14 protein-coding genes and 3 tRNA genes are annotated in these 17,170 nt (G+C 46.3%); 11 read left to right on the plus strand and 6 right to left on the minus strand.

Annotated features, from left to right (window positions below):
* Positions 1–139: 139 nt before the first annotated feature.
* Positions 140–1,075 (minus strand): D-2-hydroxyacid dehydrogenase, encoded by a 936-nt coding sequence (locus K0H61_RS02200; RefSeq protein ID WP_220051146.1) that lies wholly within the window; start codon positions 1,073–1,075, stop codon positions 140–142.
* A 91-nt stretch (positions 1,076–1,166) separates the two neighbouring features.
* On the opposite strand from K0H61_RS02200, the gene K0H61_RS02205 reads away from it, so the two are divergent.
* On the plus strand, positions 1,167–1,502 hold the full coding sequence (locus tag K0H61_RS02205; RefSeq protein ID WP_220051147.1) for a DUF3392 domain-containing protein: 336 nt from the start codon (positions 1,167–1,169) through the stop codon (positions 1,500–1,502).
* Positions 1,503–1,508: 6 nt separating this feature from the next.
* Here the strand turns inward: K0H61_RS02205 and K0H61_RS02210 are convergent, their stop codons facing one another.
* The 5 genes from K0H61_RS02210 to rsgA all read right to left on the minus strand — a co-directional run bounded on the left by K0H61_RS02210 (position 1,509) and on the right by rsgA (position 8,435).
* The gene (locus tag K0H61_RS02210; protein WP_220051148.1) at positions 1,509–2,243 is read right to left on the minus strand and encodes a glycerophosphodiester phosphodiesterase; all 735 of its coding nucleotides are present in this window, start codon (positions 2,241–2,243) and stop codon (positions 1,509–1,511) included.
* Between the two features lie 12 nt (positions 2,244–2,255).
* Complete coding sequence (locus tag K0H61_RS02215) at positions 2,256–5,456, minus strand: mechanosensitive ion channel domain-containing protein (protein ID WP_220051149.1); 3,201 nt, start codon at positions 5,454–5,456, stop codon at positions 2,256–2,258.
* 68 nt (positions 5,457–5,524) lie between these two features.
* Positions 5,525–6,397 carry a DMT family transporter gene (locus tag K0H61_RS02220; RefSeq protein ID WP_220051150.1) on the minus strand — a complete coding sequence of 291 codons (873 nt, stop codon included), beginning with the start codon at positions 6,395–6,397 and terminating at the stop codon, positions 5,525–5,527.
* A 24-nt stretch (positions 6,398–6,421) separates the two neighbouring features.
* Complete coding sequence (gene asd / locus K0H61_RS02225) at positions 6,422–7,300, minus strand: archaetidylserine decarboxylase (protein ID WP_220051151.1); 879 nt, start codon at positions 7,298–7,300, stop codon at positions 6,422–6,424.
* A 70-nt stretch (positions 7,301–7,370) separates the two neighbouring features.
* A complete protein-coding gene (rsgA, locus tag K0H61_RS02230; RefSeq protein ID WP_220051152.1) occupies positions 7,371–8,435 on the minus strand; it encodes a small ribosomal subunit biogenesis GTPase RsgA in 1,065 nt (354 codons plus the stop codon).
* A gap of 111 nt (positions 8,436–8,546) precedes the next feature.
* Here rsgA and orn point away from each other — a divergent pair, with 111 nt between their 5' ends.
* From orn to miaA, 10 genes are all read left to right on the plus strand, one after another.
* On the plus strand, positions 8,547–9,092 hold the full coding sequence (gene orn, locus K0H61_RS02235) for an oligoribonuclease (protein ID WP_220051153.1): 546 nt from the start codon (positions 8,547–8,549) through the stop codon (positions 9,090–9,092).
* A gap of 108 nt (positions 9,093–9,200) precedes the next feature.
* Positions 9,201–9,276, plus strand: a tRNA-Gly gene (locus tag K0H61_RS02240).
* Between the two features lie 43 nt (positions 9,277–9,319).
* Positions 9,320–9,395, plus strand: a tRNA-Gly gene (locus tag K0H61_RS02245).
* Positions 9,396–9,438: 43 nt separating this feature from the next.
* Positions 9,439–9,514, plus strand: a tRNA-Gly gene (locus K0H61_RS02250).
* 380 nt (positions 9,515–9,894) lie between these two features.
* Positions 9,895–10,350 carry a hypothetical protein gene (locus K0H61_RS02255; protein WP_220051154.1) on the plus strand — a complete coding sequence of 152 codons (456 nt, stop codon included), beginning with the start codon at positions 9,895–9,897 and terminating at the stop codon, positions 10,348–10,350.
* A 276-nt stretch (positions 10,351–10,626) separates the two neighbouring features.
* Positions 10,627–12,126, plus strand: coding sequence for an NAD(P)H-hydrate dehydratase (locus K0H61_RS02260; protein WP_220051155.1), 1,500 nt, complete (start codon positions 10,627–10,629; stop codon positions 12,124–12,126).
* An 81-nt stretch (positions 12,127–12,207) separates the two neighbouring features.
* Positions 12,208–12,666, plus strand: a complete 459-nt coding sequence (tsaE, locus tag K0H61_RS02265; RefSeq protein ID WP_220051156.1) for a tRNA (adenosine(37)-N6)-threonylcarbamoyltransferase complex ATPase subunit type 1 TsaE — start codon at positions 12,208–12,210, stop codon at positions 12,664–12,666.
* An 8-nt stretch (positions 12,667–12,674) separates the two neighbouring features.
* A complete protein-coding gene (locus K0H61_RS02270; protein WP_220051157.1) occupies positions 12,675–14,093 on the plus strand; it encodes an N-acetylmuramoyl-L-alanine amidase in 1,419 nt (472 codons plus the stop codon).
* A gap of 13 nt (positions 14,094–14,106) precedes the next feature.
* Complete coding sequence (gene mutL, locus K0H61_RS02275; protein WP_220052412.1) at positions 14,107–16,176, plus strand: DNA mismatch repair endonuclease MutL; 2,070 nt, start codon at positions 14,107–14,109, stop codon at positions 16,174–16,176.
* Positions 16,169–17,095 (plus strand): tRNA (adenosine(37)-N6)-dimethylallyltransferase MiaA, encoded by a 927-nt coding sequence (miaA, locus tag K0H61_RS02280; protein ID WP_220051158.1) that lies wholly within the window; start codon positions 16,169–16,171, stop codon positions 17,093–17,095. Before mutL ends, miaA begins: the two co-directional genes overlap by 8 nt.
* Positions 17,096–17,170: the final 75 nt, after the last annotated feature.

The raw sequence follows: 17,170 nt of genomic DNA on the forward strand, positions 1-17,170 counted from the left end.
TGCTAGCAAGAGCACATTTTCTGAGGATGGTAGGTTTAACTAGCCATCAAAATGACCAGTAAAAGAGGCGATTCATTAGGGATTTTCAGGGATGTGAGTCATCACTTACATCCCTGTTCACGACATTTAAATGTGCCAGTTAATAGCCATTTTCAAAATTAATCTGATACTTAAGCGGCTCTGCCTCACTGAAACGGAGATAGTTTTCACTGAAAATCTCGACTATTTGTGCGGGTAAACTCGGCGCCGAAATATGCGGGGTGATAATCGCGTTGCTGCGCGTCCAAATCGGGTGACTCTCATCGAGCGGTTCCTGTGGGAACACATCTAAAATCGCTCGCTGCTGAGGTTTATCAATAAGTTGTTGATTAAGTGCATCTAGGTCGATGGCATCGCCTCGACCGACATTCACTAAAATGGCGTCTTGCTTTAGTGCCGCTAATCTTTGAGCGTTTAATAGGGCGCGAGTTTCGGGAGTGCTGGGTAATAAGTTTGTCACTACATCGGCCTGAGATAGGGCAGTATTTAACTCACTGATGGATAGAATGTAATCGAACCCTTGGTGTTGATTGCCACTGCGGTTAATCCCTGTTACCTGCATCCCAAAATGCTTGGCGGTTTTTGCGATATGCTGCGCGATAGAGCCTGTACCTAATAGCAGTAGCTTCATGCCCTGTAGCGTCGACAGACGTTTTGCTGGTTCTGATTGCCAAGCTTTTTGCAGTTGCTGCTGCTTATAAAAGTCGTGGCCGCGAACGTGGGCGAGGAGATAACCAAACAGATACTCACTCATCAAAGGACCAAAGATGTCCTTAATATTGGTCAGTTGGTAATCCTTTCTCCCCCTCGGGCTGATTAAGCCCTCAATGCCGGCAAAAGTAGATTGTAACCACTGCAAATTATGGGCATGGGGCAGAAGAGGTGCAGCCATTTTGGGTTCGGCGAGCCAGATATTGGCCAGACTGATATTGGCTGGATGGTCATCGAGCAGCTCAAGCCCCGGCAGTTGCTGGTCTTCAATTAATTGGCGATAGGCGTCATTAGAACGGGTGAGTAAGAGTAACTTGTGCCCCATGGCGTCTCCCTTTATGCTTAGTTATTGTTATTATTCAATATGCTGTTTTAGCTAATCCCTGAGTTCAGCAGTATTTTAAGGTTGAGTCTTTATGTTTGAACAGTTAGTCGCGATTATTGGTCACCTTGGCAATATGCTTCGTCCTTGGGCTTTTGATATCGCCACCGCGATGGTGGTCTGTTTGATTTTAGTGTTTTCCGCTGATGTGAATCGCTTCATTAAGCGCCAATTAACCGGTCATTCGTTTTTCCTGCGTACTTTAGTATTTATTCTGATTAATGCCTTTGGTTATGGTCTGCTGATCGTTAAGACTACCCCATGGGTCGCAAGGCACATTGTCGCTATGCCATCCCATTGGATGTTCCTACTAATAGTGTCGATGTTTATCTTTATCGGCTATTGGGCACAGCGTAATAGCCAAGCCTAACTCGGCTTATTCAAAATATCCCGTATAGTCCGTTGCAGGTGCATTGGATGTTATTGCAAGGAGTGCCTGTACGGATTTATCGGGAAAATTGCTAAACACCCCATCAACGCCCATTTGTTTTAGGGCGTAAATATCATCTTCATTATCAACAGTATAGACAAAAACTTTGGCGCCTCGCTGATGGGCGTCATTCACTAGTGCTTGGTTGATAAAGCTAATGTCTAAGTTGATTGAGTAGGCATTAAGTTCACTCACAACCGCTGCGCCATCAAGGGGAATACTCGCGAGCAATGGTGCCACTAAGGCATTTGGCAGTGCTTGCTTGACCTCACGCAGGTAGGGATGGTTGAAGGAAGATATCAGCAGCTGCTCGCTGGTAAAGCGAAGTTCGTTTATCGCCTTTGGATAAAGTGTTAGCAGCGGCTCAACCGTGTTAATGCCCTTAAGCTCAATATTGACGATGCAGCGACCTGCAATCAATTCGAGCACCTGCCAAAGGGTCGGAATCGCATGGCCTTTCACATGAATACTCGAAAGATATTCGCGGTTAACTAAGTGAATAAGCCCCTGACCAGAGCTCTTACTGTCGAGTCGACGGTCGTGGAATACCACTAATTCGCCCTCAACATTGTGTACGTCGAGCTCAATCGCTTTAGCACCTAACTCGAGTGCTTTTGCCATTGCTGCTAGAGTGTTTTCGGCCACATAACCGCTGGCGCCACGGTGTGCAAAAATAAGCATTAACTTAACCTGTTAATTTCTAAGGATGCCAGTCTGCTCGCGGTTAGATCCATTTTTAACATGGATCTCCATTTGCGGGTAGGCCAGTTCTAAATTGTTTTCTTTGAGTTTACGCGTGATGCGTTTATGCAAATCATGGCGCAGTGGCCAACGTGCCGACATATCCTTAGCGTAGGCGCGTACTTCATAGTCTTGAGTATGTTGGCCAAAGCCTGCAAACCAGACTTCAGGTTCTGGATTTTGCAGCGCGTCTTCACATTCTTGCACCGCTTGATACAGCGCCGCTTCGACCTTGGCTGGATCGGAATCGCGAGCAACTGCGACATTCACACGCACCCGAGTAATAGGATCAGAAAGTGACCAGTTGACTAATTGCTCGGTAATAAAAGCCTTATTAGGAATGATAATTTCCTTTCTATCCCAGTCGATAATGGTGGTCGCACGGATTTGAATTTTACTTACTGTTCCTGTGAGTTCACGAATGGTGACTGTGTCGCCAATCCGCACGGGTTTCTCGAACAGAATAATCAGGCCCGAAATAAAGTTCGCGAAGATTTCCTGCAAACCAAAACCCAGACCCAGTGACAGTGCAGCTATGAGCCATTGCAGTTTCGACCATTCCATCCCCAAGCTGGAGAAGCCGATAAGTAAACCAAGGAAGACCACTAAATAGCGGCTCACGGTTGTAATCGCAAAGCCGGTGCCGGGGGAAAGATCGAGCCTTTGCAAGATCATCAGTTCGAGCAAACCGGGAAGATTAGTCGCAATCATCAAGGAAAAGCCAACGACCACAAGGCCAAAGAGTACCGATTTCATAGTGATTGGCAATTGCTGCTCGACACCATTGATGCTGGTGTTAGTCGTCCACAGGGTGATGCCGTCGAGGAAGGAAAACAGCGCTACGTGGGTTTGGGTCCATAGGCCAATTAAGCTCGCTAAAAATGCCAATAATAGTAGCGAGCGAACGATCCCTAGGGATTGGCTAGAAATGGTTTCAAGGTCGACCACGGGCTCTTCATAGGTGTCTAGGCCATCATTGGTCGAGCCCTGATGTTCGCCTTTTTCCCGCTGGGCAAGTCGCTCGGCCCGTTTTGCCTTAGCGCGATCAAAGGCAATGCGGCGGCGTTCAATCAACATCCAGCGTTTAATGACTTGATACAGCAGTAAAAATCCAAGTCCTAATACGATGGAGAGCTGCAGTTGTAGCAACATTTGGAACGCAGTGAAGTAATAGCCTCTAAAGGCGAGTACCGCACTTGAGAGTGGCACCAGAATTAAAAATGCCCACAGCAGTTTTTGCATCAAGCGTTTATTTTTGCCGTTGTGGTGGTTACCGATGTTTTGACGGCTGAGTATTAAAATGTCTTTGTATAACAAGAACAAAAGAATGCAAAAACAGATAAACGCACCGCGACCAATACTGTTACGTACAAGCGAGGCGTCTAACACTTCGGTGAATCCCATGAGTCCCAGTAAGGGGCTAGCAATAAATACAAAGTGCTTTAAGCGCTGTTTACCCGCCTGAATAAGGTGGGCGGGACGTTTAAAGTGGCCGACTAATACCCCTTTATCGATTGCCAAAATAAACATTACGCGGTACAGCAAGTAAACCAAACCAATGGCGAGTATCCCCATGCCGATGGCCTGAACAAAGTTTCGTTCCGATTGGTAGAAAATCCAACCTGCGGCGACTACGGGCAAGGGCTTAATGAGGGCGTAGCCTAAACTGATCCCTAGGGATTTGAGAGTAAAGATGAATTTATCCTGGGTCACGTTGCCAACATAGGTAACATAGTGGGCCAACAGGCGGTTTAACTTGGGCCTCATCAGGTCCTGCACCACGAGGCACAGCACCATTAAAATAATCCACCAAGACCAATAGTCGGATTGTTCCTGCCAGGCTTTATTTAATTGTCCCCATTGCGCTTTCTGGAATAACCAGATTGTGCTTCGTTGCAAATCAGTCAACCAGAGTTTGTTGATACTGGCGGCATTGGGTACCCAGAATAAGTGTTCATTTAGGGTGTTTTTAAGGGTTAGATTTTGCTGACTGAGCTGCTGGTAGTTGACTTTAAGTTTGCCAAGCTCACTGAGGTATTGGTCGTAGCTCTGTAACAGCTGCTTTAGCAGTACTTGCTGCGAGCGTAGTAACTTAAGTTGGGCACTGTTGTAAGTATTTTGTTCGAGCTCCTGCTCATTTAAACCCTGTTGCTGTTCAATGTGGTATCTGTCCAAACGCGCATCGGCAATCAGGGTTTGTAATTTTTCATGGTTAGGGGGTTTGGGTAGTGATTGCAGCATCTGCAAAAAACGATCGCCGAAGGCGGAATTCATTTTAACCCAAGTAATTTGCTCTTGAATGTTGGCGAGCTGCTTGGCTTGGGATTGGTATTGCAGTTCAGCCTGTTCCTGTTCTTCGACCACATTGTTGATTTGCAAAGTCAGGGTTTGTAGTTTTTGCCCATAGATATTATTCGTATCGGCAATATTACGGGTCGTGGGGTCGACAACCTTATCGGAGTCGACAACATTTTTGGCCAAGGTCGCATCGGTTTGCTGTTGGCGCTGTATATTCATCGCCTTGTTAATTGTCTCGATTAAGCCTTCCTGTTGACTAAGCTGCTGGCGCACCAGTTGCAATTGCAGTTGGGTGAGTTCGATACGTTTTTGGCTGCTGGCAATTTCTGCCTCGTTGGTGGCAAGACTCTGCTCGAAAAACATTCTTTGAGTCTGTTGCAGCTCTCCCGCTGGAGTGTCCAGTGGTGCTAGCTCGCTCTTCTTGTTTTGACTCACATTTTGTCGCGCCTGTGCTATCACATTTGGTAATTGGTTATGGCGTTGTAAAAGCTCATTGAGCTGATTACCAAGGGCGGTTTCGCTGTCTTTTAATTCGGATAGTCGTAAGTAGGCCATTGAGGCCTGCTGGTTTAAATCGGTTTGGCTACCTAGCTTAAGGGGTTTTGCGGCTTCGATAAGCCCCTGATTAATGGTCTTCTTATTATCTTCAAAATCAAGCAGGGACTGCTGGAAATGATTGGCATTGGCGGCCAGTTTATCGATGTTGGTTTTTAGCTCAGCGATTTGTTGTTCAATGCTAAGGTTTTGTTGTGAATTTGTGTTGTTTAAGCCAAGGCGTTTATCCAACTGAAGTGCCGAGTTGGCGTAGAGGGAGAAGGAGAAAAAAGCAACTACTAACAATAAAATACGTAACATATCAGCGATACAGACTCAGTGCGAATTACGCGCTAATCTTAGCCAACTAACGCTTGAATTGGTATGTTTTAAACGCCCTTTTTTCGTCTTTGGGCTAGGTGTGACTGATGAGTCTCAAAAATGGCGGTTGCTACAATAATAGTGCCACCAATCATAGTGTTTAGATTGAGTCCCTCACCCAGAATAAGCAGCGCAAGCACCGCGCCATAAAAGGGTTGCAGACAGGAGACAAGGCCAACGGTTTTAGCACTTAATTGGCGCAGGGCTGAGGTAAACAGGGCGTGTGGTGCAGCGGTAAAAATCACCCCCAATAACACCAATAATCCCCAAGTGTGAAGGCTGATGCTAGACAGCTCTGTTTGATGCCAAGGTAGAAGAAATACCGCAGCCACTAAGGTTTGGTAGAACATGGCGTGGGGGCCGCTATATTGGGAGAAGTAGCGCTTCTGCAATAAATTGCGGGCGGTGAACAGCATGGCTGAGACTATACCAACGATTATCCCAAGGGTAGTATCATTCCCTAAGTTTGCTTCTGGGATCAGCAGGATAACGCCGAACAGTACCAACACAGCGCTAATCATATCCTGCATTTTTATTCTATTGCCCGTCAGTAACGGTTCAACGATAACCGTCATTACCGGATAGGTAAAAAAGGCAATCATGCCAATCGCAACCGATGACAGCTGCATGGCGGCAAAATACGTCACCCAGTGCAGGCTCACTATCACCCCAAGTCCAATGGCGACGAGGTAATCTTGTTTGCTGCCTAGGGTTAAGCTGCGGCGATAATTGACAAATAGTCCCAATACCACGGCGGCGACGATACAACGTAAAAACGTGATATCTAACGCACTCAGAGGTATTAACTTTGAGAACAGTGCGGTGCCGCCAAACATCAGCACCGCTAAATGGAGTTCAACTAATCCTGTGGATTTAGACATCTACTCTTAAATCGCCGCTAATAGTTAGTCTGCAATGCTCACGTTTTTAAGGTTGGCAAAGGGTTGACCCATGCGGGTCACCGCTTCTGCTTCAACGCCTTCGGCGAAGGTGTCAATGGCGTCCTTAGCAAAAAGCATGACCACAGTACTCCCCAGTTTAAAGCGGCCCATTTCTTCACCTTTTTCTAAGGTGATGGCTTCGCTTCCTTCGGTTGGGTATTCCCAAGTAAATACTTGCTTACCTGTAGGTGGCGTAACAGTGCCCGCCCAAACGGTTTCGATGCTCGCAACAATAGTTGCACCAACCAGCACCATGGCCAGTGGGCCATGTTCGGTTTCGAAAATCGCTACAACACGTTCGTTGCGAGCAAAAAGCCCTGGTACGTGACGGGCTGTCAGCGGATTTACCGAAAACAGTTCACCCGGTACGTAGGTCATTTTTGAAAGCGTGCCTTTGATAGGCATATGGATACGGTGGTAATCCTTAGGCGCTAAGTAAATAGTCGCAAAGTCACCGCCTTCGAAGCGTTTAGCATCTTCGGCTTGATCGCCAAGCAGGGTATTTGATGAATAATGATGACCTTTGGCTTGAAAAATACGACCCTCTTTAATCGGACCGAGTTGGCTTACGGCACCGTCAACAGGGTGTACCATGATGTTCGGCGCGTGGTTTACTGGGCGAATGCCGGGTTTCAGGGCGCGGGTGAAGAAGGCGTTAAAGGTTTTGTAGGCTTCCGGCTCGCTTTGGAGAGCTTCGCTCATATCAATCTTGTATTGCTTAATAAACCACTTGATGAAAGCCGTGGTTAATGCACCAGATTCAGAGGCCGCGAATTTACCGACTAAACGAGATAATAAGTGCTTAGGTAACATGTACTGCAGCGCTATTTTAACTTTGTCCACTTTCTATTCCTTTCCTAATCCATTGCTCATTGTGTTGAGACTTTGTTATTTCAAGCTTATTTATACGTACTTATTCGTCATCCTGCGCACGGAAATAGCGGGCATGGCGCTGCTCATCGAGGCTGGCGATGATTCTGTGGTAATTGTAGAAGCGATCTTCGCTGATCTTACCTTGGTCCACGGCGGCTTTAAGGGCACAGCCAGGATCGTCTAAGTGTTTGCAATCACGGAATTTACAGCCACCTAAAAAGTCACGGAACTCGATAAAACACCAACCCACGCGTTGTGCGGGTAAATGCCAGAGGGCAAATTCACGCACACCTGGTGAGTCAATCAAATCGCCGCCACTTGGGAGGTGTAATAATTTAGCTGTGGTGGTGGTGTGTTGCCCTAGCCCTGAGTTGTCGGAGACATCGCCCACTAAGAGGTCGGCATCGGGGAGAAGGGCGTTGACCAGTGATGATTTACCGACACCGGATTGTCCGGCAAATACGCTGACCTTGTCTTTGAGTAAGGCTTTAATGGTATCTAAGCCTTCACCTAATTTGCTACTGACTTTATAAACCGGATAACCAATGGCCTCGTAGCGCTTTAATGCGGCTTCGATGGCCGGCGCTTCTTCTGGGGTTAACAGATCGATTTTATTTAAAATAATGATCGGCGGAATATCGGTATCTTCGGCCGCGACTAAATAACGGTCGATAATTTGAGTGGTAAAGCTTGGCAGTACCGAAGACACAATTAAAATTTGGTCGATATTCGAGGCGATAATTTTTACGCCATCGTAGAGATCCGGGCGAGATAGCGAAGAGCGTCTTGGATGTACCGCCTCAACAATACCTGCGATACCACTATTAGCTTGAGTTTCAATGGCTAAACGTACAACGACCTTGTCGCCGGTGACTAAGCTTTTAATGGTACGGCGAATATTGCAGCGTACAATTTGTCCCTCTTCGGTTTCGATATCGGCGTGTTGACCGAAACGGGAAATCACAGTGCCGCTCTGTTCCGGGCCGAGTGAGCTATCCTGTAACTCAGGCGTATTTGTGTCACGACTATCACGATTTAAGCGTTTCTCGTGATTGGCACGCATACGGCGTAATTGACCTTGGCTTAGGGGTTTCTTCTTAGTCACTGCGTTGTCTTCGTCAATTAGAGGATTTTTTGTGTTTTAAAAAGCAGTATGATACACGCTCTTGAATAAAAAAGCCTGACTTTAGGCTATCTGACATGTTAAGGCGCAATTATGGCAGCAGATGCAAGCAATCTAATTTGGATCGATCTCGAAATGACAGGCTTGGAGCCTGATGTCGATAGAATTATCGAAATCGCTACCTTAGTAACGGATCAAGAATTGAATATCATCGGCCAAGGCCCTGTGATTGCGATTCATCAATCGGATGAAGTGCTGGCTGGAATGGATGATTGGAACCAAAAGCACCACGGCGAATCGGGTTTGATTGACCGTGTGCGTGCAAGTTCAGTCAATGAAGAGCAAGCGGTCGCGGAGACCATTGCCTTTTTATCCCAATATGTGCCGAAGGGCGCTTCGCCTATGTGCGGAAATAGCATTGGTCAAGATCGTCGTTTCTTAAATCGTTATATGCGCGAGCTTGAGGATTATTTCCACTATCGCAATTTGGACGTGAGTACGATAAAGGAGTTGGTGAGGCGTTGGAGCCCAGAAACCATGGCGGGTTTCAAAAAGCAAAACACCCACCAAGCATTGCAGGATATCCAAGAATCGATCGCTGAATTGCAGTATTACCGTAGCAAAGTATTTAAAATCTGACCGATCGGTAGATAAATCTTCAAGAAGGGGTTGCAGCCGCATAAATTTTTCATATAATGCGGCCTCAACTTTTTGATGCAGGCATAAAATGCCGGTCATTTAAGTCATGCGACATTAGCTCAGTTGGTAGAGCGATACCTTGCCAAGGTATAGGTCATCGGTTCGAACCCGATATGTCGCTCCAAATACAAATTTAGTGATTCACCAAGTCATTAAATACAGAATTTGCGACATTAGCTCAGTTGGTAGAGCGATACCTTGCCAAGGTATAGGTCATCGGTTCGAACCCGATATGTCGCTCCAAATACAAATTTAGTGATTCATCAAGTCATTAAATACGGAATATGCGACATTAGCTCAGTTGGTAGAGCGATACCTTGCCAAGGTATAGGTCATCGGTTCGAACCCGATATGTCGCTCCAATCTTTTTTCCCCTTAAAATATCATCTATATCTTTTGGATTATCTTTATTTATCCTTTCAGAGTCTTAAATTATCCTTCAAGCAATAAATATCGGTTAAGTTCAGGTTTCGACATTTCTCATTCCCTTTTTTAGTTTGATTTCTTTTTAATCAATATCTTATTCAAAAACATTCAGCATTGGTTCTGTAGGTCGATTGCTGACATTCGTGTGCCGAAATGCGTGATCTGCCCCCTGTTTCTTTAACTTTTCCTAAATTAGATGCCGTTGCGTAAGTTAAATTATGACGTTGTTCAAATATTCGTAGCGTTTTTACTTCCATAATGAATCCAAGACAAATTAGAAGCGCCAAGTCGTTGGCTTAACATTGGAGTGCATTATATGCGTATTCAACAATTGCGTGATTTACTTGAGTATATGGCTAACTGCCGCTTGGATATGGCGCAACTCTATGGCCGACTGAATAACCAGGCAGATTCTGCTCGAGTGAAGTTGATGCTGGAGTATTTAGAGTCTCATCAAAAGCATGTTGCCGAGAAGCTGCGGGATTATATCGATGAAGCGCCACAGCGCATCTTAGATACTTGGTATAAAGACTTTGTATTTGAAGATTTTACAAAACGTTGTCAGGATATCATGTTGCCAGCCAATATCGATGAGGACGAAGTACTGAACTTACATTTAGAGTTGGAGAACTTACTGATTGGCCTGCTAGAAAAAACAGAGCATTCAACCACTGCCGAAGATGCCCGTAGTGCACTGGCGGATTTAATCAGAGTCGAGAAGACCCAGCAACAACGTTTAGTGCATAGCACCATTCGAATGGAAGATATCTAAAGTTAAGTTCTACATCTCTTCATCTCCCAGTTACAAGGCCAGCGAAAGCTGGCTTTGTTGTATCTAGCACATCAATTTTGGCTATTCCTTGGTTTTAGTAGAGGTATGACGGTGTATTTTTGCGCGGCAACTGATATACGTCATAATTTTCAATGAAGGATTTTGCTACTTTATTGATCTCATTGATTGATTTACTCAAATTGAACTGGAAATTCCCCTCGCTTAATGCGTTGTGACTCAGTTAATTACTTATCCTTTCAGTCGGCAGGAGTCCCTATGGCACAGGATTTATCGAGTTTACCCACAGCACTTTATTCCCAAGCGCAAATAAGGGCTGGTGAGCTATTAGCGGTAGCCAAGGGTGAAGGGACACTCTATGGTTTGGTAGAACGTGCCGGAAAGGCTGCATTTAGTTATTTAAATCAATATATTGATAAATCTAGCTCGCCAAAAAAGGTTACTGTTGTGATTCTTGCGGGCAGTGGTAATAACGGCGCTGATGCCCTTGTTTGTGCCCGTTATGCGCTTGAGATGAATGTTAACCTACAGGTTTTGATTACAAAGCAAACGGGGACGGCAGAGTTTGAACAGGCGCTAAATGCCTTTTTAGCTGCAGGTGGAACAGTAGAATTACCTGAACTGCACGTGATTAAGCAGGCAGATATTATTGTTGATGGGTTACTGGGCACAGGGGTTAAGGGCCCATTGCGTGAAGAGGTGGTCAGTCTTATCGAGGCTGTGAATCAAAGCCAAGGATGGATATTAAGTTTAGATCTGCCATCGGGTATTGAAGCTGATACGGGCGGCTGCTCACCGACAGCGGTTATGGCCGATGTGACCCTCTGTTTTGGCGGGTTAAAGCAAGGGCTGCTGACGAGTAAGGCACGCCAACACTGCGGAGTGTTGGCTTTCGACGATTTAGGATTAACGCCTTATTTTACCGAGGAAAGTGCGGTTCGCGTTGGCAGGGAGCTCCTTAAGGGGTTCTTTGCTGCGCGGGCGAGGGATAGCCATAAAGGACTGTCAGGTAAAGTGGTGCTGATTGGTGGTGACCTAGGCATGGCGGGCGCTATTCGTCTGGCCAGTGAAGCCTGTTTACGGGCTGGTGCAGGATTAGTCACTGTAATAAGTAGGCCAGAGCATCAACTGGTGGTGAATGTGCCACGCCCAGAATTGATGTTTTGGGGCTGTGAACTGGTTGATATGGAAGTTTACCAGCGATTAGGTTGGGGACAAGTGATTGTCCTCGGTCCTGGTCTTGGCAAGCAAGATTGGGGTTATAACCTGTTTAAGGCTGCTGGGTTAAGTGACAAGCCCTGCGTGATCGATGCCGATGCCCTCAATCTTTTAAGTAATGAACCAAGAAGACAAAACAATTGGGTATTAACTCCCCATCCAGGGGAGGCGGCAAGACTTTTAGGAATGAGTGTCGCCGAAGTAGAGGCCGATCGTTTCGCCGCAGTGCGTGCACTGCAACAAAAATACGGTGGTGTCGTGCTACTTAAGGGAGCGGGAACCTTAATTTTTGATGGCAAACAAATGGTGGTTGCACCCGTTGGTAATCCTGGGCTTGCCAGTGGTGGGTGTGGCGATGTGTTATCTGGTATCATAGGCGCGCTGATGGCACAAGGCATGGATAATATGCAGGCGACCATTGTCGGTGTGGTTGTGCACGGATGTGCTGCCGATTTAAGCGCCGTTCAAGGTGAGCGGGGTATGCTAGCCAGTGATTTGATGCCTTTTATTCGCCAATTAGTGAATAGTGATTTACTCTAGGCGCATCAGAGCGTAGCAGGGGAGTTTTCCCTATGGTCTGCGTGATTTTCTTCACCCATAACATTAGTGATATCAGTGGAAATGACAGAGTTAATCTTAAAATTACAAAACGAAGACGAGACTATCGCAGTAGGGCAAAAGTTAGCCCGCCATATTCAAGCGCCTTTGACTCTGTATTTGACCGGAGATTTAGGGGCGGGCAAAACCACACTGAGTCGTGGCCTTATCCAAGGACTTGGGCATAAAGGTGCAGTAAAGAGCCCAACTTATACTTTGGTTGAACCCTATGAACTCAATGGTGTCGAAGTTTATCATTTTGATTTATACCGCTTAAATGATCCCGAAGAGCTCGAATTTATGGGGATCCGTGATTACTTTAATCCAAACAGTCTTTGTATTGTTGAGTGGCCAGATAAAGGTCATGGATTGTTACCGGATGCCGATTTGCACTTGCATTTGAGTTACGTTGCACCTGGCCGTGAAATTAAGCTTGAAGCCTTGTCAGAGGCGGGCAAGCAGCTTTTAGCCACAATAAAATAAAAAGAACGATGACTAAGAAAAATAAATATTTTCAAATTGTTACTTTATGTTTGTGCCTTCTGTTCGCTGTGTCGGCCAAAGCAGCCAATCAGCTCGAAGGCGTGCGTATTTGGGCGGCTCCTGAATCGACACGAATCGTATTCGACTTAAGTGATGTGCCTAATTACAGCTATTTCAGCATAGTTGGACCCGATCGGTTAGTGGTTGACCTTAAAAAGGCGACCAGTAATGTGAACCTAAAAAATATCGCCAACAACAGTAAGTTGGTGAAAGGAGTTCGTGTCAGTAAATCGCCGACGAAAGGGGATTTACGATTGGTAATCGACTTAGTTAAACCATTGAATGCCAATTTATTTTCTCTGCCAGTGACCGCACCCTATGGCAATCGTCTGGTGGTTGATTTAGAGGAAAAAACGGCTTCGGCGAGTGCCATTTCAAGTTCAAATTCAAGTTCATCGAGTTCAGCGGTTAAGACCGTGAGCAGCGCTTCGCGTTCAGCAAGGGATATTGTTGTCGCAATTGATGCAGGACATGGTGGTGACGATCCAGGTTCTATCGGTCCTTCGGGCGTTCACGAGAAGAAAATTGTACTCGAAATTGCCAAGCGTGTTGCCTCTAAAATTAATGATACGCCGGGAATGCGGGCGGTGATGATCCGTAATGGCGATTACTTTGTGAATTTGAATAAACGTTCGGAATTGGCGCGCAATAGCAAAGCAGATCTACTGATCTCAATCCATGCAGATGCTTTTACTTCGCCAAATCCCCGCGGCGCTTCCGTTTGGGTGCTGTCGATGCGCCGTGCCAACAGTGAAATTGGTCGCTGGTTAGAGCAAAAAGAAAAACATTCCGAACTGCTCGGTGGTGCCGGTGAAATTATTCAAAATACCGATAATGAACAATACCTTGCAATGACCTTACTCGATATGTCGATGAACAGTTCGATGGCTATTGGTCACTCGGTTGCAGGGGATATTCTCAAGGATTTAGGCGCTGTGACAGAGCTCCACAAGAGCCGTCCTGAGTCTGCGAGTTTTGCAGTTTTAAAATCGCCTGATATTCCCTCTATTTTGGTTGAGACTGGCTTTATCTCGAATCCAAAGGAAGAGAAATTACTGACCAGTTCACGCCATCAGGAAAGTATTGCTGATGCCATATATAAGGGGGTGAGTCGTTATTTCCGCAATAATCCGCCGGCGGATACTCTTCTTGCTCAAAAGGGAAGCAATGCATCTAGCTCTGCCTCAGTCAGTACTAAAGCCAGCGTTAAGAATTCAGGCAATATCAAACATAAGGTGGGTCGGGGTGAGTCGCTTTCTGCTATTGCGCAGCAATATCGGGTGCCCATGTCCAGTATTAAGCGTGCCAATAATATGAAGACCGATGTGGTTCAGCTCGGTCAAACTCTGTTGATCCCAGAGAGTTAAGATGGGAAGCACTATGGGGATCCAGATTTTACCACCGCAATTAGCAAACCAAATTGCCGCAGGGGAGGTCGTTGAAAGGCCTGCCTCTGTCGTAAAAGAGCTGGTTGAAAATAGCTTAGATGCGGGCGCAACCCGCATCGATATTGAGATCGACAAAGGCGGCAGCAAGCTTATTAAAATTCGTGACAATGGTTCAGGGATCCCCAAGGATGAATTAGCACTGGCGTTGTCGCGCCATGCGACATCTAAGCTGCATACATTAGATGACCTTGAAGCCATTTTAAGTTTCGGTTTTCGTGGAGAAGCACTGGCAAGTATCAGTTCAGTCTCCCGTTTAACGCTGACTTCACGTACTGCTGAGCAAACTGAGGCTTGGCAGGCCTATGCCGAGGGCGTAGATATGGCGGTTAAGGTCATGCCTGCTGCCCATCCCGTAGGTTCGACCATTGAAGTGGTGGACCTGTTTTTCAATACCCCTGCACGCAGACGCTTTTTAAAGAGCGATAAAACCGAGTTTACCCATATCGACGAGTGGCTTAAGCGCATTGCTTTAGTACGTGGTGAAATTCATTTTACCCTGACTCACAATGGCAAAATGGTGCGGAACTATCGCCCTGCCAATAGTGAAGCGCAGTATATACAGCGGCTTACTCAGGTTTCAGGCCGTCAGTTTGCCGCCGATGCCCTTAGAGTTGAGTGTCAGCATGAGGATTTACGTCTAAGTGGTTATCTGCAGTCGCCTTGGTCGAGTGTGCTAACCGACACCCATTACTTTTATGTGAATGGCCGCTTAGTTCGGGATAGATTGGTTAATCATGCTGTGCGTCAGGCCTTTGCGCAAAAGGCTGAGGTCGAGCAGCCAGGTTATGTGCTGATGCTGGACATTGATCCCCATCAAGTGGATGTCAATGTGCATCCGGCTAAACATGAGGTTCGCTTCCATCAGAGCCGTTATGTGCACGATTATATTCTGCAGGCACTGCAATCGGCATTAGAAGAAGCGCATTCATTGCCGCTGAATGAATCGTCGCTAGATGAAACTTCAGAAACTCGCTATCGCGATCCGCAAACGGTGGCTTCGCAAACGGTGGCTTCGCACACTGTTGATTCGCAAGGCGACGTTTCAGTCGCAGATCCGAGCGGTGCTTTTACGGCAAACACTAGCGATGCCACTTGGCAAAGTAAAAATGCACATGTTGATGTGAATGACGAGCCGCGTTTTGAGCTAAAGCCTCAGTATGACAGATCTGCACCACGCTTTGGTGACCAAGAAACTCAGTTGGGTTTTGGTCACAAAGGGCATAAAGCAAATTTTGGCAGTTATTCCAGTCCCGCTGCGAGTTCTTCTTTAAGCAGTCATTCTGTAGGGGGCAATGCAAGAGCTAGCACAGTTTCTAACGTCTATGGCAGTTCTGTCACACCAAGAGACAGTCGATCTTCCGGCACTGGCGATACCCGCGGCCGTGCCGATTTACCCTCAGCCGAAGCCATAGCTAGCTATGGCGCGCTGCTCCAAACGCCATCCTACCAAGTGCAGGAGAAGACAGGCCTTAACCTTCCTGCGATGCCTGCCATTCTCGATAGTCAATTTTGGGTGCTTACTGCAGGTGATAAATTAAGCCTATTACCTATAAAATCAGTAGCATTGGCGACTCGAACCCACGAAATTGAAGTTAAGATGGCGATAGGCTTAATCGGTCAACCGCTGCTGATGCCAGTGTCGATTCCCGTTGATCCAGACTGGCCAGAACTGCTTGAACAGCACCATTTACTTATTCGTCAACTCGGTCTGGAATTAACAATTCGCTACCAGCAGTTGATAATTAAAAAAGTGCCCCCATATATCAGGGAAAGCCAATTAGTGAAGGTCATCCCTGAGTGGTTACAGTCACTACGATTTGAAGCGCCGGCACCGAGTGCGTTGGCAAAATGGTTAGCGCAGCAGAGTTTAACGGGGTTTTTGTCCGCCCCTGATGTTTGGGCCGCCTATGGACAGTTAAGTGACGAAAAACGACAGCAAATTGCCAATCAAGCCATAAGCTTACCTTGGCAGTCATGGCTAAAAGAGCAAAAAATTGAATAAAGAACAACAGCCTAAAGTGGTGTTTCTAATGGGGCCAACCGCCTCAGGAAAAACGGCTTTAGCACTTGAATTGGCAGAGAATCATAATTGCGAGATTATCTCGGTCGATTCCGCATTAATTTATCGTGGCATGGACATTGGCAGCGCAAAGCCTTCGGCCGAAGAGTTAGCTCGCGGTCCCCATCGCCTTATTGATATTCGCGATCCTGCAGAGAGTTACTCGGCAGCTGATTTTCGTGCAGATGCGCTACGCGAAATAGAACAGATTATCTCTATCGGTAAAACCCCTATATTAGTGGGTGGCACCATGATGTATTTTAAAGCGCTGTTAGACGGTTTATCGCCTTTACCTAGTGCGGACGAAACTATACGCACTGCGATCCAAGCTGAGGCGGATATTAAAGGATGGGATGCGCTGCATGCACAATTAAGGGAGATAGATCCCGTCTCTGCAGAAAGAATACATCCTAATGATCCGCAAAGGCTTTCAAGAGCTTTAGAAGTCTATAGAATTAGTGGCAAGTCGTTGACCGAACTGACACAGACTAAGTCAGCGCCTTTACCCTACGAGGTGGTGCAATTTGCCATTGCCCCCCGTGAGCGTAAAGTGTTACACGACCTTATTGGCCAGCGTTTTGGGTTGATGTTAGAGCAAGGCTTTATCGATGAGGTCACTCAGCTAAAAGCGCGTGGGGACTTACATTTAGATTTACCTTCAATGCGTTGCGTGGGATATCGACAATGTTGGCAGTATCTGGATGGCGAATTTGACTATGATACTATGGTCGAAAAAGCCGTTGCTGCTACTAGGCAATTAGCAAAGCGTCAATTAACATGGCTAAGAAGTTGGCCAGAGTTACAATGGCTCGAAAGCGGTGCCGAGGGAAATTTAGTTAAACTTATGCTTCAATGCCGCTAGCTTATTAGCCCTTGCTGTATAATACTAAAACTAAACAAAAAACTTCGCTGATATCGATTTATTTTTATATAAATT

The sequence above is a fragment of the Shewanella acanthi genome (assembly GCF_019457475.1).
GTDB lineage: Bacteria > Pseudomonadota > Gammaproteobacteria > Enterobacterales > Shewanellaceae > Shewanella > Shewanella acanthi.